Consider the following 19,872-nt stretch of genomic DNA (forward strand, 5'->3'; position numbering starts at 1 on the left):
ACAACCAAATGGTTGTAGATAGAGCTGTCGAAGAGGCGGAAGCGGGCACGGACCGCCTGTTCCAGGCCCTGGCCGACCTGACCCGCCGCGACATCCTGCGCCGCTGCGTGCGGGACGGCCTGTCGGTGTCACGGCTGGCCGAGGCCTATCCGATGAGCTTCGCCGCCGTGCACAAGCACGTCGCGGTACTGGAGCGGGCCGGTCTGGTGGTCAAGGAGCGCCGCGGACGGGAGCAGCTCGTGCGGACCGATCCCGACGCCCTGGGCCGGGCCCGCCGTGCCCTGGACGAACTGGAGGCCGCCTGGCGCGGACGGGTGGAGCGGATGTCCGGCCTGCTCGCCGAGGCGCCGGAGGCCGGATCCGAAGCGCAGCAACCCACGGAAGGACAGAACCGATGAGTGTCACCAGCCTGGACAAGGATCTCGACAACCTGACCCTCACCCTGGTCGCCGACTTCACCGCTCCGGTGGAACGGGTGTGGCAGCTGTGGTCCGATCCCCGGCAGCTGGAGCGCTGGTGGGGACCGCCGGCCTACCCGGCGACGGTGGAGGAGCACGACCTGACCCCGGGCGGAGACGTCACGTACTTCATGACCGGCCCGGAAGGCGAGAAGTACCGAGGCTGGTGGCGGGTGGCGACGGTCGACGCCCCGAGGTCGCTGGAGTTCACCGACGGATTCGCCGACGAGGACGGGGTGCCGAACGCCGCGATGCCGACGACCGCGAACCGGGTGACGCTCACCGAGCGCGACGGCGGCACCCGCATGGAGATGCGGGCGGTCTTCGACACCCGGGAGCAGATGGAGCAGCTCGTGACGATGGGCATGGCGGACGGCCTGCGCGAGGCGGCCGGCCAGATGGACGCCCTGCTCGCCGCCTAGGGCAGCCCGACTTCCCGCGGACTCCCGGCACCCTCGCTCAGCGCCGTGTCCGGAAACCCGTGACGCCGCCCGGACGCGGCGCGGGGCCCGCCTGGCAGGTCGGGCACCAGTACGTGGGGCGCTCACGGGAGCCGTCGCCCTGGTCGGCCACCCGGACCGACGTGCCGCAGCGCAGACAGGGGCGGGGCGCCCGGCCGTACACGAACAGGTCCTGGCCGCGCAGGCCCGTCGTGCGGCGGACCGGGCGGTCACGGTTGGCCTCCAGGAGCTTCTTCGCGAGCGTCGGCAGTCGCGCGGCCCGGTCGGCGGGCAGTTCGCCGACCGGCAGCCAGGGCGTGACGCCGAGCAGGAAGCACAGCTCGCTCTTGTAGACGTTGCCGATGCCGGCGAGATTGCGCTGGTCGAGCAGGGCCTCGCCGAGCGCGCGGGACGGGTCCGCGCGAAGGTTGTCCAGGGCCCGCTCCGGGTCCCAGTCGGGGCCCAGCAGATCGGGGCCGAGATGGCCGACGGCGCGCTGCTCGTCGGCGGTGCGCAGGATGTCCAGCACCGGGAGGCGGTAGCCGACGGCCGTGCGGTCGGCGGTGCCGAGGATCACCCTGATCTGGTGCGCCGGGCCGCCGCTCCAGCGCTGACCGGGCGCGAACACCTTCCAGGAGCCGTCCATCCGCAGGTGCGAGTGCACCGTCAGACCGCCCTCGACACGGGTCAGCAGATGCTTGCCGCGCGGGGTGACGTCCAGGACGGTGCGGCCGGTGAGGTCGACCGTGGCGTACCGGGGGACGCGGAAGTCGCTGCGGGTCAGCACCCGGCCCGCGAGGGCGTCGTGCAGCCGTCGCGCCGCCTGCCAGACCGTGTCTCCTTCGGGCATGGCTCAAGGGTGACAGGGTCACGCCCTGATGCGCAGACCGCGCGGGTTGGCGATGAACCCCGCCCCCTCCAGGAGCGGGCCGAACGGGGACGTCAGCGCCGCCGTGCCATTGACCCGCTCCACCGTGACCGTGCCGAGGGAACCGGCGCGGGCGGCCTCCGCGAGCGCTTCGGCCGCGGCTCGCAGCCGTGGGTCCTCGGTGGGCAGCCGGTCGGGGTCGGAGGGCCACAGCAGCAGGGTCTTGCCGCCGCGCTCCATGTAGAGTGCCGGTTCACCCTCGACGAGCACCACCAGGGAGCCCGCCTTGCGACCGGGCTTGTGCGTGGCACCGGCCGGCGGCTCGGGCCAGCCGAGGGCCGCACCGTACGCGTTCGCCGGGTCGGCGGCGGCCAGCACGACGGCCCGCGGACCGACGGCGGTACGGTCGCGACGGCCCGGGAAACCGCTGCCGTACGAGCCGCGCGGGCCCTCGAAACGGGCGTGCGCCCCGCCCCCGCGCGGACCACCGGCGCCCGGCTCGGCGTAGTCGCGCGGTGAGATGTAGTCGCCGCGGGAGGGTGAGCGGCCCAGACGGTCGGGGTCGGCGAAGACGTCGTCGAAGGGCGCCGGGCCTCCGGCCCCACCCTGGCCTCCCGGGCTCCGCGAGTTCCCCGAGCCCCCAGGGCTGTCGGACGTGTAGTCGGCGAAGGGGTCGTGGCGGTCGAAGGGGTCCTGGGCGTCGAAGGGGTTGAGGGAGGAGTCGTCGGCGGGTCCGGCGGAGCCGTCTGAGCCGTCGGTCCCGGGCCGGGCCGCGGAGCCGTCGCGCGGGAAGTCCTCCGGCCCGGCCGGGCCGTCACCGCGCTCGCGTGCGTTCGCCACCGCACGCAATCGGTCCACGGCGCCCTCCATGGCGAACTGCGCCGCCCCGAGCCCCTCCACCACGTAACCGCGCCGGGCCTGGCCGCTCTCCTCGAACGCGGCCAGGATCCGGTACACCGCCGAGAAGCCGCCCTCGATGCCCTCCGCGGCGACGGCGCCGCGGGTCACCACGCCGTGCCGGTCGAGGAGCGTGCGGGCCAGGGCATGGGCCCGCACCGTGCCGTCGGCCTCGCGGTCGGGCAGCAGCGACCAGCGGCCCGCGACCGTCGGCGGCCCGGTGCGGGACGCCGGGCGGGCGGCGGCCGTCAACGAGCCGTACCGGCCGCGGGGCACCGCGCGCTTGGCACGGTGGGCCGTGGAACCCGCGGTGCGCCCCGAACCCAGCAGGGAGCGCAGGGGCGCCAGCGTGTCGTTCGTCAGCCGTCCGGACCAGGCCAGGTCCCACAGCGCGTCGGCCAGCTGCGGGTCGGTGGCCTCCGGGTGGGTGGTGGCGCGGACCTGGTCGGCGATCTGGCGGAAGAACAGGCCGTACCCGCCCGAGAGCGTGTTCAGGACGGACTCGTGCAGAGCGGTCGTCTCCAGGGGATGCGGGGGCGGCAGGAGCAGCGGGGCCGCGTCCGCCAGGTAGAGAGAGACCCAGCCGTCCTTGCCGGGCAGCGAACCCGCCCCGGCCCAGACCACCTCACCGGCGGCCGTCAGCTCGTCCAGCATCGCGGGCTTGTAGTGCGCCACGCGGGAGGGCAGGACCAGCTTCTCCAGGGCGGATGCGGGCACGGAGGCGCCCTGCAACTGCTCGACGGCGCGGACCAGCCCGTCGATGCCGCGCAGCGTGTGCCCCTTGCCGATGTGCTGCCACTGGGGGAGGAACTGGCCGAGCGCGGCCGGTGCCACCGGCTCCAGCTCGTGCCGGAGCGCGGCCAGGGAACGGCGGCGCAGCCTGCGCAGAACGGTCGCGTCGCACCACTCCTGGCCGATGCCGGCCGGATGGAACTCGCCCTGTACGACCCGTCCCGACCCGGCGAGCCGTTGGAGGGCGCCCTCGGTGACCGCGACGCCCAGACCGAAGCGGGCCGCCGCGGTGACCGACGTGAAGGGGCCGTGGGTGCGGGCGTGCCGGGCCAGGAGGTCGCCGAGCGGGTCCTTGACCGGCTCGGTGAAGGCCTCCGGCACACCGACGGGCAGCGCCGTGCCCAGCGCGTCGCGCAGCCGGCCCGCGTCCTCGATCGCCGCCCAGTGGTCGGCGCCGGCGATGCGCACCCTGATCGCGCGGCGGGCTCCGGCCAGCTCGGGCGCCCACTGCGGCTCGGCGCCCCGCTCGGCCAGCTCCGCGTCCGTCAGCGGGCCGAGCACCCGCAACAGGTCGGCGACGCCCTCGGGATCCTTGATGCGACGGTCCTCGGTGAGCCACTGCAGCTCGCGCTCCAGCTCGGTGAGCACCTCCGCGTCGAGCAGCTCGCGCAGCTCCGCCTGGCCGAGCAGCTCGGCCAGCAGCCGCGAGTCCAGGGACAGGGCGGCCGCCCGGCGCTCGGCGAGCGGCGAGTCGCCCTCGTACAGGAACTGGGCGACGTAGCCGAAGAGCAGGGAGCGGGCGAACGGGGAGGGCTCCGGGGTGGTGACCTCGACCAGGCGGACCTTGCGGGCCTCCACGTCGCCCATCAGCTCGACCAGGCCGGGGACGTCGAAGACGTCCTGGAGGCACTCGCGGACCGCCTCCAGGACGATCGGGAACGAGCCGTACTCGCTCGCCACCTCCAGCAGCTGCGCGGCGCGCTGGCGCTGCTGCCACAGCGGGGTGCGCCTGCCGGGGCTGCGGCGCGGCAGCAGCAGCGCGCGGGCGGCGCACTCGCGGAAGCGGGACGCGAACAGGGCCGAGCCGCCCACCTGGTCGGTGACGACCCGGTCGACCTCGCCCTTGTCGAAGACGACGTCGGCCGCGCCGACGGGCGCCTTCTCCGCGTCGTACTCGAGGCCCGGCTTCGCGGGGTCCTGGTCGAGGAAGTCCAGTCCCATCAGGTCGGCGTCCGGCAGGCGCAGCACGATGCCGTCGTCGGCATGCATGACCTGGGCGTCCATGCCGTAGCGCTCGGACAGCCGGGCGCCCAGGGCGAGGGCCCAAGGGGCGTGGACCTGGGCGCCGAAGGGGGAGTGGACCACGACCCGCCAGTCGCCCAGCTCGTCCCGGAAGCGCTCGACGACGATGGTGCGGTCGTCGGGGACGTGGCCGGAGGCCTCGCGCTGCTCGTCGAGGTACGCCAGCACGTTGTCCGCGGCCCAGGCGTCCAGACCCGCGGTGACCAGGCGCAGCCGGGCGTCCTCCTTGGACAGGGCGCCGATCTCGCGCAGGAACGCGCCCAGCGCGCGGCCCAGCTCCAGGGGGCGGCCCAGCTGGTCGCCCTTCCAGAACGGCAGCCTGCCCGGCACGCCCGGTGCGGGGGAGACCAGGACCCGGTCGCGGGTGATGTCCTCGATCCGCCAGGAGCTGGTGCCGAGCGTGAAGACGTCGCCCACGCGGGACTCGTACACCATCTCCTCGTCCAGCTCGCCGACCCGGCCGCCGCCCTTCTTCGGGTCGGCACCGGCGAGGAACACCCCGAAGAGTCCGCGGTCGGGAATCGTGCCCCCGGACGTCACGGCGAGCCGCTGCGCCCCCGGGCGGCCGGTGACGGTGCCGGCGACCCGGTCCCACACGACGCGCGGGCGCAGCTCGGCGAACGCGTCGGACGGGTAGCGGCCCGCGAGCATGTCGAGGACGGCGGTGAAGGCCGACTCCGGCAGCGAGGCGAAGGGTGCGGCGCGGCGGACGGTGGCGAGGAGGTCGTCGACCTGCCAGGTGTCCAGCGCGGTCATCGCCACCAGCTGCTGGGCCAGCACGTCCAGCGGGTTGGCGGGGATCCGCAGGGCCTCGATGGCGCCGCTGCGCATCCGCTCGGTGACCACGGCCGACTGCACCAGGTCGCCGCGGTACTTGGGGAAGACCACGCCCGTGGAGACCGCGCCGACCTGGTGTCCCGCGCGGCCCACGCGCTGGAGGCCGGAGGCGACGGAGGGCGGCGACTCGACCTGGACGACCAGGTCGACGGCGCCCATGTCGATGCCCAGCTCCAGGCTGGAGGTGGCGACCACGGCGGGCAGGCGGCCCGCCTTCAGATCCTCCTCGACGAGGGCGCGCTGCTCCTTGGAGACCGAGCCGTGGTGGGCGCGGGCGATCACGGGCGGCGCGCCCTGGGCGGCGCCCGAGCCGCCCATCAGCTCGGCGGGGGAGTGGTGCTCGCCCAGGGGCTCGCCGGTCGCGCGTTCGTACGCGATCTCGTTGAGCCGGTTGCACAGGCGCTCGGCCAGCCGCCGGGAGTTGGCGAAGACGATCGTCGAACGGTGCGACTGGACCAGGTCGGTGATCCGCTCCTCGACGTGCGGCCAGATCGACGGGCGCTCCGCTCCCTCGTTGCCGTCCGCGACCGGGGAACCGCCCAGCTCGCCGAGGTCCTCTACGGGGACGACGACGGACAGGTCGAACTCCTTGCCCGACTCCGGCTGGACGATCTCGACCCGGCCGCGCGGGGCCAGGAACCGGGCGACCTCGTCCACCGGCCGGACCGTCGCCGACAGGCCGATCCGGCGGGCCGGCTTCGGCAGCAGCTCGTCCAGCCGCTCCAGGGTGAGCGCGAGATGGGCGCCGCGCTTGGTGCCCGCGACCGCGTGCACCTCGTCCAGGATCACCGTATCGATGCCGGTCAGCGCGTCGCGCGTGGCCGACGTCAGCATCAGGAAGAGGGATTCCGGGGTAGTGATCAGGATGTCCGGCGGCCGGGTGGACAGGGCGCGGCGCTCTGCGGCCGGGGTGTCGCCCGAGCGGATGCCGACCTTGACCTCGGGCTCGGGCAGGCCGAGGCGCACGGACTCCTGGCGGATGCCGGTCAGCGGGCTGCGGAGATTGCGCTCGACGTCGACGGCCAGGGCCTTGAGCGGGGAGACGTACAGGACGCGGCAGCGCTTCTTGGGGTCGGCGGGCGGGGGTGTCGAGGTCAGCTGGTCCAGCGCGGCGAGGAAGGCGGCCAGCGTCTTGCCGGATCCCGTGGGGGCGACCACGAGCACGTCCGAGCCCTGCGAGATGGCCTGCCACGCGCCCGCCTGCGCGGAGGTGGGCGCGGAGAAGGCCCCCGTGAACCAGCCGCGGGTCGCGGGTGAGAAGCCGTCCAGTGCTCGGTGTGCGGAGCTGACCATGGCTCCATCGTGCACCCGACCACTGACAATCGGCCCGGGCCGGGCACGGGGGCCCGGCGCCGTCGTCACCGGGCATCCCCCGGTCGCCCGTCGAGACCGCTCGCCCGAGCCAGGGGCAGAACCGCGGCCAGAACTGGGAGGGGCGGGTGTCCGAGCGTGGCCGGCCCGGGCCGTGGCCCGGCCCGGGCCTTGGCGGGCGTCTGAGCCGGGAGTGGGGGCTGCGGCGTGGGTCGGTCGTTCTGGACCGGTTGGGGGGGCAGAGGTCGTCCGAGCGGTGCCCCGGAGGGGGCGTCCCAGCGGGGACCGGGAGCCGGGGTGTCCGAGGGGTGGCCCGGGGCCGGGTGTCCGAGACGTCGGGCGCGCCTGGCGTCCGAGACATCGGACAGAGACATCGGTCATGTTCGTCGTGCGGGGCGGTGGGCGAGGGGTCCGGGGCGTCTGCGGAGTTCGCCGCGGGTGACGGAGAATGGGGGCATGGCGGGATCGGGTGAGCGGGCGCGGCACTGGCGGTACGCGGAGCTGCCCGACGTCGACCTGCTCCGCGCCCAGTACATACGCAAGACCTTCGTGCGCCACACGCACGAGCACTTCGTCATCGCCGCCATCGCCGACGGTGCGGAGGTCTTCCACCACGGCGGGAGCGACCAGTACGCCGCGGCCGGCTCGCTCGCCCTGGTCAACCCGGACACCCCGCACACGGGCCGGGCCGGGGTGCCGGAGGGCTGGCGGTACGGCGCCGTCTACCCGGCGCCCGGGCTGGTGGCCGGGATCGCGGCCGAGACGACGACGCTGCGCGGAACGCCGGGGTTCGTCCGGCCGGTGCTCGACGACCCGTACACCGTCGAGCTGGTGCACCGCGTGCTGCGGGCCGCCGACGACGGGAACGCGCTCGCCGCCGACACCCTGCTGAGGGTGGCCGTGACCCGGCTGCTGCGGCTGAACGGCGGTCCGCTGCCCCGGCGCCAGGTGCGTACCGCCGGGGCCAGGACGGCGGCACGCGCGCGTGCCGTGCTGGAGGAGCGGATGGCCGACCCGCCGAGCCTGGAGCGGCTCGCCGGGGAGCTCGGCAGCAGCCCGTTCGCGCTGTTGCGGGCCTTCAGGGACGCCTATGGGATGCCGCCCCACACCTGGCTGACGGACGCCCGGGTGCGTCGGGCGCGGCGGCTGCTGGACACCGGGACCTCCCCGGCCGAGGCCGCCGTCGCCGTCGGGTTCACCGACCAGCCTCACCTGAACCGGCACTTCGCGCGCATCGTCGGTGTGCCGCCCGGTTCCTACCAGCGCGAGCGCAAGAACGTACAAGACGCGCGGCGGAGGCTGCTCCTACCGTTCGAGACGTGACAGAACAGACAGCCCTCCCAGACGCTCCCGACACGGGTGGCGCCGGTGCCAAGCCGGACGCCGCCGTCGTACGGGACGCCCTCGGGGTCGGAGTCGCCGTCGGACTGTCGGGGTTCGCCTTCGGGGTGACCTCGGCCGGCAGCGGACTCACCCTGGCCCAGACCTGCGCCCTCAGCCTCCTGGTCTTCACCGGGGCGTCCCAGTTCGCGCTCGTCGGCGCGCTCGCGGCCGGCGGCAACCCGCTCACCGCGGCTGCGGGGGCCTTCTTCCTGGGCGTCCGCAACGCCTTCTACGGGCTGCGCCTGTCACAGTTGCTGGCCCTCCCGCGCGCGGTGCGGCCGTTCGCCGCGCAGTGGGTCATCGACGAGACGACGGCCGTGGCGCTCGCGCAGCCCACGCGGCGCGGCGTCCGTATCGGCTTCACCGTCACCGGACTCACCCTGTACGTCCTGTGGAACCTCACCACCCTGCTCGGCGCGCTGGGCGCCGAGGCCATCGGGGACACCGACGCCTGGGGCCTCGACGCGGCCGGTCCGGCGGTCTTCCTCGCTCTGCTCGCGCCGATGCTGAAGGACACCACACAGCGCGCGGTCGCCGCCCTGGCCGTCCTCCTGGGGCTCGGTCTGCTGCCCGTGCTGCCCGCAGGCGTGCCCGTTCTGGTGGCCGCGCTCGCGGCGCCGCTCGTCCTGTGGGCGCGCGGACGCCGCGCGGGTGACGCCGAGGACGGCGCGGTCCGTGGGGCCGCCGAGGGGGAGGGTGAGCGATGAGCGTGTGGATCGCGATCGGCGTGACCGCGGTGGGCTGCTACGCGGTCAAGCTCCTCGGGCTGCTGGTGCCCGCGGGCGCCCTGGAACGGCCCCTGGTCCGGCGGCTCGCCGCGCTGCTGCCCGTCGCCCTTCTCGCGGCGCTCACCGCCCAGCAGACCTTCGCCGACGGGCAGCAGCTCGTGCTGGACGCGCGGGCCGCCGGAGTCGCCGCGGCCGGCGTCGCGCTGCTGCTGCGCGCACCGTTCCTGCTCGTCGTCGCGGCGGCCGTGGTGGTCACCGCGGGCGTCCGGGCCATGGGCGGCTGAGCCGGTCAGTCCAGGGGACGGCCGTACGCCCGGAGCGTGCGCAGGGCCTCGAGCGTCACCCGGCCGCGGGCCTCCAGCGCCGGTACGGGCGCCCACCGGCGTCGGCGCACGGGCCAGCCGCCGTCGTCCTCCTGCCCGGCCGCGAGGAAGTCGAGGGAACGGGCCATCTCGTCGTCGGTGAACCACGCGCGCGCGAGCGAACGCGGATCCCTCGCGTAGTCGTGCGGGAAGTGATGCTCGCCGGGGGCGTGGCCGGGAGGGAGCGGGTACGCGTCGAGATCGTCCGGGTCCAGCACGGCGAGGCGCTGCTCGCGCACCAGGCGGCCCAGCCGGTCGGCAGCGGCCTGCGCACGCGGACGGTCCGGGGCGGTGTCCAGGAAGGCCACGGCGGCCTCCACCTCGTACGGGTGCGGGGATCCCAGCGACTCGGCCGCCTGCCAGCAGAAGTCCGTGGCCCGGAACAGCCAGGCGTGCCAGACCTCGTTGCGGTGCAGCAGGCCGACCACCGGCCCGGTGACGAGCAGCTCGCCGGGAGAGTCGGCCACGACCGGCAGGAAGGGCGCGGCCGGATACCTGTCCCGGCCCGCAAGGGTCACCGGCAGGGCACCGTCCGGGGCGGACACGGCGGTCAGATAGCGGCAGACCCGCTCGGCCCGCTGCCCGCCGCAGCGGCCGACGGCGTCCAGGACGCGCAGCCCGTGCGCGGTGTGCAGCGGCTGACTGACCGGGCCGCGCAGATCGGGCTCCAGCGCGTGGCCGTACCCCCCGTCCTCGTTGCGGTAGGCCTCCAGCGCGGTCTCCACCGGGCCGGGGTCGCCGCCGCGGAAGTGGTACGCGAACAGCCGCTGCTCCAGTACGCGCGCGGTGAGCCAGACGAAGTGCTCCGCGCGCGCGAGCGGTGAGCGCGGACCCGGGGTGCGGGGAGACGCGGACGGTGGGATCGCGGGGAGTGGAGACGCTCCGGTTTCGGCCATGGGACAGACCGTAGGCCGAGAAGCGGTTCCGGCAGGTGGTCCCGGCTCGGGCCCACTCTCAGGGGCGGGATACTGGGGGCATGCGGTTGACGGTCTTCTGGGAGCGGATGACGGATCACTTCGGTCCGGGGTACTCCGACACCTTCGCGCGTGATCATGTGATGGCGGAGCTGGGCGGGCGTACGGTGCACGAGGCGCTGGACGCCGGGTGGGACGCGAAGGACGTGTGGCGGGTGGTGTGCACCGTCATGAACGTGCCGCGGGAGCAGCGGTGACGGTTCACGAAGATCGCCGTATCGCGGTCCCCTGTCGGTGGCGTGGGCGAGACTTGCTCCGTGGCATCCACTGACGAGACCGGGCAGGCCGCCCGGCACGCACCCCCGGCCGGCACCGCGCCGCCCGCCGGCCCCCCGGCCGACGGCTCCGTAGCGGCGCCGGGCGCCCGCATGCCGCGCTGGCTGCCGCGCGCCATGGTGCTGGCCCTCGCGCTCGTCGCCGCCTTCCAGCTGGGCAGCTGGGCCTTCCACCAGCTCACCGGGCTGCTGATCAACGTCCTCATCGCGTTCTTCCTGGCCCTGGCCATCGAACCCGCGGTGAGCTGGATGGCCGGGCGCGGCATGCGCCGGGGATTCGCCACCTTCCTCGTCTTCCTCGCCGTGCTGATCGCCGCCGCGGGGTTCGTCACCCTGCTCGGCTCCATGCTCGCGGGCCAGATCGTCAAGATGGTCGAGGAGTTCCCGGACTACCTCGACTCCGTCATCAACTGGGTCAACGGCCACTTCCACACCGAGCTGAGACGGGTCGACATCCAGGAGGGCCTGCTCCGCTCCGACTGGCTGCGCAACTACGTGCAGAACAGCGCGACGGGCGTCCTGGACGTGTCGGCCCAGGTCCTCGGCGGCCTCTTCCAGCTGCTGACGGTGCTGCTGTTCTCGTTCTACTTCGCCGCCGACGGCCCCCGGCTGCGGCGCGGACTCTGCTCCGTCCTGCCGCCCGCCCGCCAGGCCGAGGTCCTGCGCGCGTGGGAGATCGCCGTGGACAAGACCGGCGGCTACCTGTACTCACGCGGGCTGATGGCGCTGGTCTCCGGCGTCGCGCACTACATCCTCCTGGAGATCCTCGAGGTGCCCTACGCGCCCGCGCTCGCCGTGTGGGTCGGTCTGGTGTCGCAGTTCATCCCGACCATCGGCACCTATCTCGCGGGCGCCCTGCCCATGCTGATCGCGTTCACGGTCAACCCCTGGTACGCGCTGTGGGTGCTGATCTTCGTGGTGATCTACCAGCAGTTCGAGAACTACGTGCTGCAGCCCAAGCTGACGTCCAAGACCGTGGACATCCACCCCGCGGTCGCCTTCGGCTCCGTCATCGCGGGCACCGCCCTCCTCGGCGCCGTCGGCGCGTTGATCGCGATCCCGGCGGTCGCCACGCTGCAGGCGTTCCTCGGGGCGTACGTCAAGCGCTACGACGTCACGGACGATCCCCGCGTCCACGGGCGCCGGGACCGCCGGTCGGTGTCCCGGGCGTCCAGACGTCTGCGCGCACTGTGGGCGCGGCGCCCGGAACAGGAGCCCCCGGGGCCGGAGGGGACGGAGGGCCCGGGGGACGGTGGCCCCTCCTGAGGCGAGGCGCACCCTCATGGGGGACGCTCCGTGGGCTCAGTAGGTGAGACCGGCCCACAGGCCGGCGCCGGCGACGGCAGCCGCGTAGCAGCACACCGCCCCGGTCACCGCCCGCCGCCGTACCGTCTCGCTCCACGGGGTGAGGGCCAGCAGGCGGGCCAGGACCGGCAGTACCAGCACGGCGTGCAGGGACACGCCGTGCAGCGGCTTGAGCCACGCCGTGGAGTGGTAGGCGGCCTCCTGGTGACCGGTACGGGTGAGCACCACACCGCGCGCGATCATCGCGGCGCCCGAGGCGAGCCCGACGAGCAGCACCGCGAACCCGGAGCGCACCGCCAGAGCCATCCCCGCCGGCCCCGTGGGGCGACGGAGGAGGGAGGCGAGGGCGAACGCGGTGAGCAGCACGACCAGGACGCCGCCGCCCACCGCGAGCGTCATGGACACGGCGGTGTCGAAGGGCGTCTCCATGTTGAGGTGCGAGGGCACCTCGCGCCATGCCTGGAGGGTGATCCCGCCCACCTCGACGACGCAGTCGGCCGCGAACACCGCGAGCAGCACGGCGCGCAGCCGAGGCCGGAGGTCCAGGTACGAGGCGACCCAGGTGACCGCGATCAGCGTCACCCCGAAGGACAGCCCGAACGTCACCGGCTTCCGCCAGGACACCGGCCCGTCCCAGGACCCGCCGTCCACCGCGAACACCACCAAGTGCGCGAGGCCGGAGAGGATCAGCACGAGGCCCGTCGCGCGGCACAGGCGCTCTACGGGGGAGCGGTCGGTGGGGGCGGTCTGCATGGGAGCAGCCTGGCAACGGCCGCCCGCCCCGTCGTCGTCCGCCCGGAGGCACCCGCCGTACGCCGACGGGAGCAGGGTCAGCCCTGCGGTTCCTGTGGCTTGGCGTCGATCTCCCGCAGGTTGCGGTCCTTGAACTCGGTGCGGGTCTCGGTGCGGTGACCGCGGGCGATGTAGTCCCGCACCACCGCCTCGACGGCGTCCTGGGGTGAGCCGATACCGGCCAGGACCATCACCTCCACCACGAGTTCGGCGTCGAGATCGACGGTGATCCTGGCCATGGTGTCCCCTCTCCGACCTCTCCCGGTGTCGCATCCGGCATCCAACCACCTGGCTCGCCGACCCGGGGGACGTACGCTCGGAAGTGCCGCGTGGTGCGCTTGACACGAAAATCGAACATCCATTCTTATGGAGGCTCCGGCAGGGCTCGTGACGGGTGATTCGAGTGGGTTCGGGTGGAGGTGCACCCTGGTTATCCACAGGCCGGACCCGCATCGGGGCCCATTGTCAGTGGCAGGCATTAGCGTCTTTGACGTGAAGCGATCGAATCAAGCAAACCGGGTGGAACCCATGGCAGGAACCGACCGCGAGAAGGCCCTCGACGCCGCGCTCGCACAGATTGAACGGCAATTCGGCAAGGGCGCGGTCATGCGCATGGGCGACCGGACCAACGAGCCCATCGAGGTCATCCCGACCGGGTCCACCGCGCTCGACGTGGCCCTCGGCGTCGGAGGCATCCCGCGCGGCCGTGTCGTGGAGGTCTACGGCCCCGAGTCCTCGGGCAAGACGACCCTGACCCTGCACGCGGTGGCGAACGCGCAGAAGGCCGGCGGCCAGGTCGCGTTCGTGGACGCCGAGCACGCCCTCGACCCCGAGTACGCGAAGAAGCTCGGTGTCGACATCGACAACCTGATCCTGTCCCAGCCGGACAACGGCGAGCAGGCTCTGGAGATCGTGGACATGCTGGTCCGCTCCGGCGCCCTCGACCTCATCGTCATCGACTCCGTCGCCGCGCTCGTCCCGCGCGCGGAGATCGAGGGCGAGATGGGCGACAGCCACGTCGGTCTGCAGGCCCGGCTGATGAGCCAGGCCCTGCGGAAGATCACCAGCGCGCTGAACCAGTCCAAGACCACCGCGATCTTCATCAACCAGCTCCGCGAGAAGATCGGCGTGATGTTCGGCTCCCCGGAGACCACGACCGGTGGCCGGGCGCTGAAGTTCTACGCCTCGGTGCGACTCGACATCCGGCGCATCGAAACGCTGAAGGACGGCACCGACGCGGTCGGCAACCGCACCCGCGTCAAGGTCGTCAAGAACAAGGTCGCGCCGCCCTTCAAGCAGGCCGAGTTCGACATCCTCTACGGCCAGGGCATCAGCCGCGAGGGCGGTCTGATCGACATGGGCGTGGAGAACGGCTTCGTCCGCAAGGCCGGCGCCTGGTACACGTACGAGGGCGACCAGCTCGGCCAGGGCAAGGAGAACGCGCGCAACTTCCTGAAGGACAACCCGGACCTGGCCAACGAGATCGAGAAGAAGATCAAGCAGAAGCTGGGCGTCGGCGTGCGCCCCGAGGAGCCGGCCACCGAGCCCGGCGCGGACGCCGCCTCCGCCGCCCCGGCCGACGCCGCACCGGCGGTGCCCGCGCCCACGACCGCCAAGGCCACCAAGTCCAAGGCCGCGGCAGCCAAGAGCTGACCCGTGACCCGACGAACCGACTGGGCCGAGTACACGAGCGGCTCCGCCGGGCCGGGCGACGACGCGTACGGGGCGGCTGCGGCCCCGTACGAGACGGACCCCTCCGCCGTCGGTCCCCGCGAGGGCGCGGCACGCCACGGTGACGGCGAGGTGCGCCGCGGAGGCGGACGGAGCCGTGGAGCGGGCGGCGCGCGCGGGCGACGACGGCGCGAGCGTGTGGAGTCGTCCGCCGAGGACGGAGGTGCCACTTCCTCGTCGAGGGCCGAGAAGGGGGAGCCTCCGCGGGACCCGGTGGAGCAGGCACGGGCGATCTGCCTGCGCCTGCTCACCGGGACCCCGCGCACCCGCAGACAACTGGCCGACGCCCTGCGCAAGCGGGAGATCCCCGACGAGGCCGCGGAGGAGGTGCTGTCCAGGTTCGAGGAGGTCGGCCTGATCAACGACGGCGCCTTCGCCCAGGCCTGGGTGGAGTCCCGGCACCACGGCCGCGGGCTGGCCAGGCGCGCCCTCGTCAGAGAGCTGCGCACCAAGGGCGTCGACGCGCCGCTCATCGACGCGGCGGTGTCCCAACTGGACACCGAGCAGGAGGAGGAGACCGCGCGCGACCTGGTCGACCGCAAGCTGCGCGCCACCCGGGGCCTCGACCGCGACAAGAGACTGCGCCGCCTCGCCGGCATGCTGGCCCGCAAGGGCTACCCGGAGGGCATGGCCCTGCGGGTGGTCCGCCAGGCGCTGGAGGAGGAGGGCGAGGACACGGAACACCTCGGCGACGAGGGGTTCTGAGCGGGCGTCCGGTCCGAGGGCATTCCGGGACCGCCCGGGACAGCCCCGGAAGGCGGGCGGGCGCGGGCTGCGCAGGAATGACTTGCGCGCCCGGACACGGCCCCTGTACTGCCCTGCCGACTTACTGACCCCGTGCGGCCACCGGGAGGCCCGCCGCCCGCCAGGCCTGGAAGCCGCCGATCAGGTCGGTGGCCCGGTGCAGTCCCAGACGGTGCAGTGACTCCGCCGCCAGGCTGGAGGCGTAGCCCTCGTCGCACACCACGACCACCCGCACGTCGTGGTCCGTCGCCTCGGGGAGGCGGTGGCTGCCCAGCGGATCCAGCCGCCATTCCAGTTCGTTGCGCTCGATCACCAGCGCGCCGGGGATCACACCGTCCCGCTCGCGCAGCGCGGCGTACCGGATGTCGACCAGCAGTGCCGTGCCCGCCTCGGCGGCGTCGTACGCCTCGTCCGGCGCGATCCGCCGATACCCGGCACGGACTTGCTCCAGCAGGGCGTCGATTCCGGTGGGCCCGCTCACTGCCAGTCCTGCGGGCGTTCGACCTGCTCCAGGCGCAGGGTCTGTCCGCTGCGGCTGTAGCGGCGGATCTGCGGCAGGGGCGGGTAGTAGGCGTGCACGGACACCGCGTGGCCGTCGGACGACTCGTTGAGAACCTCGTGCACGTGGTGCCGGCCGAAGGCGCGCCCCTCGCCGACGGGCAGCCGGCGCTCCCGGTCCACACCGTCGCTGAGTTCGAGGGTCTTCCAGCCGTCGGTGGGCAGGCGGGCGGCGAGCGCGTTCTCCCTGAGCTCGCCCGAGGCCGTGACGAAGGCGCCCACGGAGTCGGCGTGATCGTGCCAGCCGGTGCCCGTGCCGGGCGGCCAGCCGATCAGCCAGGCCTCGCTGCCACCCGGCCCGGCCAGCCGCATCCAGGTGCGGCCCTCGGGGTCGAGCGGCAGGGAGGCGATCAGTGCGGCGTCGGCCGCCGTCCGCCGTACGAAGTCGAGGAGCTGGGCCTGCGTCGGAGCGGCCGTCGACGCGGACGCCGGAGAGGGGGAGACAGGGGAAACGGTGGGGAGGGCCACGGGTACCGTCCTGGGAGTTCGCGAGGGAGCGCGCGGTGGCACGTCGGATCGGCGGCGCGCGCGGAGGAGAGGGAAGGCGAATTCAGCAGGACGGACGACACACGCAGCCCGCATAGCGGACGAGGTCCATATGGACCCTCCGCCACAGGCGCACACAGGTGTCGGTCACGATCCGGAGTAGACCATGACGGTGCGGGCCGGTCAACTCAGCGTCACCATGCGGACAGTGACCGCGCCCCCCCCGTGGCCGGTCGGGCGGCGGGACCGGCACCCGGCCGACGCGACCGCTCGACGACCGTTCAACGACCGCTCAACGAGAACCGGCCGCCGCTCCCGCCCCCTCCTCGGCCTCGGTCGCCGCCCCGGTCGTCGCCCCGCCCAGTGCGCTCTCGGCAGCCGCGTAGAGGTCGGCCGGACGCACCCCGTTCAGCGCCGTGACCAGGTGGCCGTCAGGACGCACCAGCAGCACCGTGTGGGCGGCCGCACCCGGATAGCTCTCGGCGACCAGCAGCTCGGCGTGGTGGGGCAGCGCCGTCACCGCGGCCGCCAGCCGCGGCATGATCCCGGCCGTCACCCAGTGCTTGCGGTCCCACACCCCGGTGCCCGGCGCGATCAGCACCACCAGCAGCGCCCCGCGCCCCAGCCGGTCGCGCAGCCGTACGAAGGTGCCGTCCTCCGCCGTGACCCGCACATCGGTGACGGGTGTCCCCGGGGGTGTGCCCACGGACACCTCCCCGCCGAGGTCCTCGGGGGCGAGCGGCGAGTCGGCGTACGTCCCCTGCGCGCCCAGCGTGCCGCGGCCGAGGTGACCGTCCGTCAGCAGCGCGTCGTTGCCCCGGGCGGCGCCGGGCACGTAGGAGCGCAGTCCGCCGCCGCCGCGCACCAGCGGGAGCAACTGGTCGGCGGCGCGCAGCCGCGCGGAGATCGCCGCCCGCCGTTCCCGCTGGTAGCTGTCGAGCAGTGCGTCGCGGGGCCCGTGGTGCCAGGCCAGGGCCAGCTTCCAGGCGAGGTTGTCGGCGTCCAGCAGCCCCTCCTCCAGGCCCTGTGTCCCCAGCGCGCCCAGCAGATGCGCCGCGTCCCCGGCCAGCAGCACGCGGCCCACCCGCCAGCGGCGGGCGAGGCGGTGGTGGACCGTGTGGACGCCGGTGTCGAGGAGTTCGTAGGCCGGGGTCGAACCGTCCGCCGCCCATCCGGTGAGGGTCTCGCGGACCCGGTTCACCAGCAGTTCGGGCGTGACCAGGTCCTTGCCGGGCGGCAGCAGCCAGTCCAGGCGCCACACGCCGTCCGGCAGCGGGCGGCCGACCACCTCGCCGGCCGACGGCCCGGTCGTCCGCCACGGCGGCATGCGGTGCAGCAGCGCCTCGTCGGTCCACGGGAGTTCGGTGCGCAGTGCGGCGACGGCGTATCGTTCCACCGCTGTACGCCCGGGGAAGCGGATGTCCTGGAGCTTGCGGACGGTGGAGCGCGGGCCGTCGCAGCCGACCAGGTAGCTTCCGCGCCACCACGTGCCGGCGGGGCCCCGGGTGTGGGCCGTGACACCGGACTTCTCCTGCTCGACGCCGTCCAGTCGGCTGTCCACGGCGGTCTTGACCAGCCGCTCGCGGGCGAGCGCCGCACGCAGGACCCGGGTCAGTTCGTGCTGGGCGATGTGCAGGGGGGCCGGGTCGGCGTCGCCGAACACGACCTCCCGCGTCACCTGCTTGCGCCGCATCGACCGCCATCCGGCCCAACGCGAACCCAGCCCGGTCAGCGGTGTGCCGGTCAGCCGCTCGACGAGTGCGACGGCCTCCTCGCGCAGGACGACGGTGCGCGCGGGGCGCGGTTCGTCCTTGCCCGGTCCCTCGTCGAGGACGACGCAGGGCACCTCCTGCCGCGCCAGCGCCAGGGCGAGCGTGAGCCCGACGGGCCCCGCTCCGGTGATGATCACCGGGTCCACGGTGCGGCGCCCCCTGCCCGTGGCGGTGTCCCGGGGGACGTGGGTGAACAGGACATTGGAGCAGGGTGCACGGTCACAGAACGTATGCAACCTACTGCCGCTGCTTGCGTCAAGCGACGGAGGCCGTGGCGATCACGCCACGGCCTCCGTTGATGGTCATACGAGATGACCGAGTGTCAGGTGTGCTAGACCTTGCCGACGGTTCCGGCGTCGGCGGTCTCCACGTCGTCCGCGCTGAGCACCGCACCGGTCGACTTCTTCGCCCGCCGCAGCCGGCGCTCCAGCCAGCCCGCGAAGGTGGTGAGCGAGAAGTTGAGCGCGATGTAGATCACCGCGACCACGGTGAAGCTGGCGATCACGTTGGCGCCGTAGTAGCCGCTCATCGTGTTGGCCGAGGCGAGCAGCTCCGGGAAGGTGAGGACGGCGCCACCGAGCGCGGTGTCCTTCAGGATCACGACGAGCTGGCTGACGATGGCCGGGAGCATCGTGGTGACCGCCTGCGGCAGCAGGATCAGCCGCATCGACTGCCCCTTGCGCAGCCCGATCGCCATCGCTCCCTCGGCCTGGCCCTTGGGCAGCGCGAGGATGCCCGCACGGACGATCTCCGCGAGGACCGAGGCGTTGTACAGCACCAGACCGGTGACGACGGCGTAGAGCGGACGGTCGTCCGAGCTGACGTTGGTGTACTCGGCGAACAGGGCGAGGCCGAAGATCATCAGCACCAGCACCGGGATGGAGCGGAAGAACTCCACCACGATCGCGACCGGGATCCGTACCCACGCGTGGTCCGACAGCCGGGCGATGCCGAGCACGGCACCGAGCGGCAGGGCGATGACCATCGCGAGGGCCGCTGCCTTGAGGGTGTTCTGCAGACCGGGCCAGATGTACGTCGACCAGGGCTCGCCGCTGGTGAAGAACATCTTCCACTTGTCCCAGTCGAGCTGCCCCTTCTCGTCCAGGGTCGTGAACACCCACCACAGCAGGGCCGCGATGGCCACCACGAAGACGGCCGTGAACACGACGTTGCGTCGCTTGGCGCGTGGCCCCTGCGCGTCGTAGAGAACGGAACTCATCGCTTCACCGCCACCTTCTTGCCCACCCAGCCGAGGATCAGACCGGTCGGCAGCGTCAGGATCACGAAGCCGACGGCGATGATCGCGGAGATCAGCAGCAGCTGCGCCTCGTTCTCGATCATGTCCTTCATCAGCGCGGCGGCTTCGGCAACGCCGATGGCCGCGGCGACCGTGGTGTTCTTGATGAGTGCGATCAGTACGTTCGCCAGCGGGCCGACCGTGGACCGGAACGCCTGCGGCAGCACCACCAGGCGCAGCACCTGACCGAAGCTGAGCCCGATCGCCCGGGCCGCCTCCGCCTGACCGACGGGCACGGTGTTGATGCCGGAGCGCAGGGCCTCACACACGAAGGCCGAGGTGTAGAGGATCAGACCCAGGACGGCGAGCCGGAAGTTGATCGTCTCGAAGTTGTCGCCGCCGCCGAGTGTGACGCCGAGGGTCTGGTTGAGACCGAGGGACGCGAACAAGATGATGACGGTGAGCGGAATGTTCCGCACGGTGTTCACGTACGCGGTCCCGAGGCCGCGCATCAACGGCACCGGGCCGACGCGCATGGCGGCCAGTATTGTGCCCCAGATCAGGGAGCCGACGGCCGAGAGTACAGCGAGCTGCACTGTCGTCCAGAAGGCTCCCAGCAGGTCGTAATCCTGAAGAAAGTCGAACACGATCTCCCGCGCTTCCGCGTGTAGGGATGCCCG

Annotated in this window: 18 protein-coding genes and 1 pseudogene; 9 read left to right on the forward strand and 10 right to left on the reverse strand. The window is 73.3% G+C overall.

Going from position 1 to position 19,872, the window contains the following annotated elements:
* Positions 1-8: 8 nt before the first annotated feature.
* Together C4J65_RS25725 and C4J65_RS25730 are read left to right on the forward strand one after the other, a co-directional pair.
* The gene (locus C4J65_RS25725) at positions 9-398 is read left to right on the forward strand and encodes a metalloregulator ArsR/SmtB family transcription factor (RefSeq protein WP_115744517.1); all 390 of its coding nucleotides are present in this window, start codon (positions 9-11) and stop codon (positions 396-398) included.
* Positions 395-880 (forward strand): SRPBCC domain-containing protein, encoded by a 486-nt coding sequence (locus C4J65_RS25730; protein ID WP_115744518.1) that lies wholly within the window; start codon positions 395-397, stop codon positions 878-880. Before C4J65_RS25725 ends, C4J65_RS25730 begins: the two co-directional genes overlap by 4 nt.
* Before the next feature lie 37 nt (positions 881-917).
* On the opposite strand, the gene C4J65_RS25735 is transcribed toward C4J65_RS25730, so the two are convergent.
* Both C4J65_RS25735 and C4J65_RS25740 read right to left on the reverse strand, forming a co-directional pair.
* A complete protein-coding gene (locus tag C4J65_RS25735; RefSeq protein ID WP_115744519.1) occupies positions 918-1,748 on the reverse strand; it encodes a DNA-formamidopyrimidine glycosylase family protein in 831 nt (276 codons plus the stop codon).
* An 18-nt stretch (positions 1,749-1,766) separates the two neighbouring features.
* Positions 1,767-6,827, reverse strand: coding sequence for an ATP-dependent helicase (locus C4J65_RS25740; protein WP_115744520.1), 5,061 nt, complete (start codon positions 6,825-6,827; stop codon positions 1,767-1,769).
* A 474-nt stretch (positions 6,828-7,301) separates the two neighbouring features.
* Here C4J65_RS25740 and C4J65_RS25745 point away from each other — a divergent pair.
* The 3 genes and pseudogenes from C4J65_RS25745 to C4J65_RS25755 form a co-directional block, all read left to right on the forward strand.
* A pseudogene (locus C4J65_RS25745) lies at positions 7,302-8,162 on the forward strand (AraC family transcriptional regulator); the annotation flags it as partial.
* A 2-nt stretch (positions 8,163-8,164) separates the two neighbouring features.
* Entirely contained in the window at positions 8,165-8,935 is a 771-nt protein-coding gene (locus C4J65_RS25750; protein ID WP_115744522.1) for an AzlC family ABC transporter permease, read from the forward strand.
* Entirely contained in the window at positions 8,932-9,240 is a 309-nt protein-coding gene (locus C4J65_RS25755) for an AzlD domain-containing protein (RefSeq protein ID WP_115744523.1), read from the forward strand. The genes C4J65_RS25750 and C4J65_RS25755 overlap by 4 nt, the downstream gene beginning before the upstream one ends.
* A gap of 5 nt (positions 9,241-9,245) precedes the next feature.
* On the opposite strand, the gene C4J65_RS25760 is transcribed toward C4J65_RS25755, so the two are convergent.
* The gene (locus C4J65_RS25760; RefSeq protein WP_115744524.1) at positions 9,246-10,214 is read right to left on the reverse strand and encodes a hypothetical protein; all 969 of its coding nucleotides are present in this window, start codon (positions 10,212-10,214) and stop codon (positions 9,246-9,248) included.
* Between the two features lie 80 nt (positions 10,215-10,294).
* On the opposite strand from C4J65_RS25760, the gene C4J65_RS25765 reads away from it, so the two are divergent.
* Both C4J65_RS25765 and C4J65_RS25770 read left to right on the forward strand, forming a co-directional pair.
* Positions 10,295-10,489, forward strand: a complete 195-nt coding sequence (locus tag C4J65_RS25765) for a DUF3046 domain-containing protein (protein ID WP_115744525.1) — start codon at positions 10,295-10,297, stop codon at positions 10,487-10,489.
* Between the two features lie 60 nt (positions 10,490-10,549).
* On the forward strand, positions 10,550-11,833 hold the full coding sequence (locus tag C4J65_RS25770) for an AI-2E family transporter (RefSeq protein WP_205351062.1): 1,284 nt from the start codon (positions 10,550-10,552) through the stop codon (positions 11,831-11,833).
* Between the two features lie 36 nt (positions 11,834-11,869).
* Here the strand turns inward: C4J65_RS25770 and C4J65_RS25775 are convergent, their stop codons facing one another.
* On the reverse strand, positions 11,870-12,625 hold the full coding sequence (locus C4J65_RS25775) for a hypothetical protein (protein ID WP_115744526.1): 756 nt from the start codon (positions 12,623-12,625) through the stop codon (positions 11,870-11,872).
* A gap of 77 nt (positions 12,626-12,702) precedes the next feature.
* On the reverse strand, positions 12,703-12,903 hold the full coding sequence (locus tag C4J65_RS25780; protein ID WP_115744527.1) for a type II toxin-antitoxin system VapB family antitoxin: 201 nt from the start codon (positions 12,901-12,903) through the stop codon (positions 12,703-12,705).
* 289 nt (positions 12,904-13,192) lie between these two features.
* On the opposite strand from C4J65_RS25780, the gene recA reads away from it, so the two are divergent.
* Positions 13,193-14,317: a recombinase RecA gene (gene recA / locus C4J65_RS25785; RefSeq protein ID WP_115744528.1), complete on the forward strand. Its 1,125-nt coding sequence runs from the start codon at positions 13,193-13,195 to the stop codon at positions 14,315-14,317.
* 3 nt (positions 14,318-14,320) lie between these two features.
* Positions 14,321-15,100 carry a recombination regulator RecX gene (gene recX / locus C4J65_RS25790; protein WP_115744529.1) on the forward strand — a complete coding sequence of 260 codons (780 nt, stop codon included), beginning with the start codon at positions 14,321-14,323 and terminating at the stop codon, positions 15,098-15,100.
* A 121-nt stretch (positions 15,101-15,221) separates the two neighbouring features.
* On the opposite strand, the gene C4J65_RS25795 is transcribed toward recX, so the two are convergent.
* The 5 genes from C4J65_RS25795 to C4J65_RS25815 form a co-directional block, all read right to left on the reverse strand.
* Positions 15,222-15,620 (reverse strand): rhodanese-like domain-containing protein, encoded by a 399-nt coding sequence (locus C4J65_RS25795; RefSeq protein WP_115744530.1) that lies wholly within the window; start codon positions 15,618-15,620, stop codon positions 15,222-15,224.
* On the reverse strand, positions 15,617-16,165 hold the full coding sequence (locus C4J65_RS25800; protein ID WP_115744531.1) for a cysteine dioxygenase: 549 nt from the start codon (positions 16,163-16,165) through the stop codon (positions 15,617-15,619). The genes C4J65_RS25795 and C4J65_RS25800 overlap by 4 nt, the downstream gene beginning before the upstream one ends.
* 310 nt (positions 16,166-16,475) lie before the next feature.
* Positions 16,476-18,101: an FAD-dependent monooxygenase gene (locus C4J65_RS25805; protein ID WP_115744532.1), complete on the reverse strand. Its 1,626-nt coding sequence runs from the start codon at positions 18,099-18,101 to the stop codon at positions 16,476-16,478.
* A gap of 185 nt (positions 18,102-18,286) precedes the next feature.
* On the reverse strand, positions 18,287-19,174 hold the full coding sequence (locus C4J65_RS25810) for an amino acid ABC transporter permease (protein ID WP_115744533.1): 888 nt from the start codon (positions 19,172-19,174) through the stop codon (positions 18,287-18,289).
* Positions 19,171-19,839 carry an amino acid ABC transporter permease gene (locus C4J65_RS25815; RefSeq protein WP_054099804.1) on the reverse strand — a complete coding sequence of 223 codons (669 nt, stop codon included), beginning with the start codon at positions 19,837-19,839 and terminating at the stop codon, positions 19,171-19,173. The genes C4J65_RS25810 and C4J65_RS25815 overlap by 4 nt, the downstream gene beginning before the upstream one ends.
* Positions 19,840-19,872 lie beyond the last annotated feature (33 nt).

It is taken from the genome of Streptomyces sp. CB09001 (assembly GCF_003369795.1).
In the GTDB taxonomy this organism is placed as follows: Bacteria; Actinomycetota; Actinomycetes; order Streptomycetales; family Streptomycetaceae; genus Streptomyces.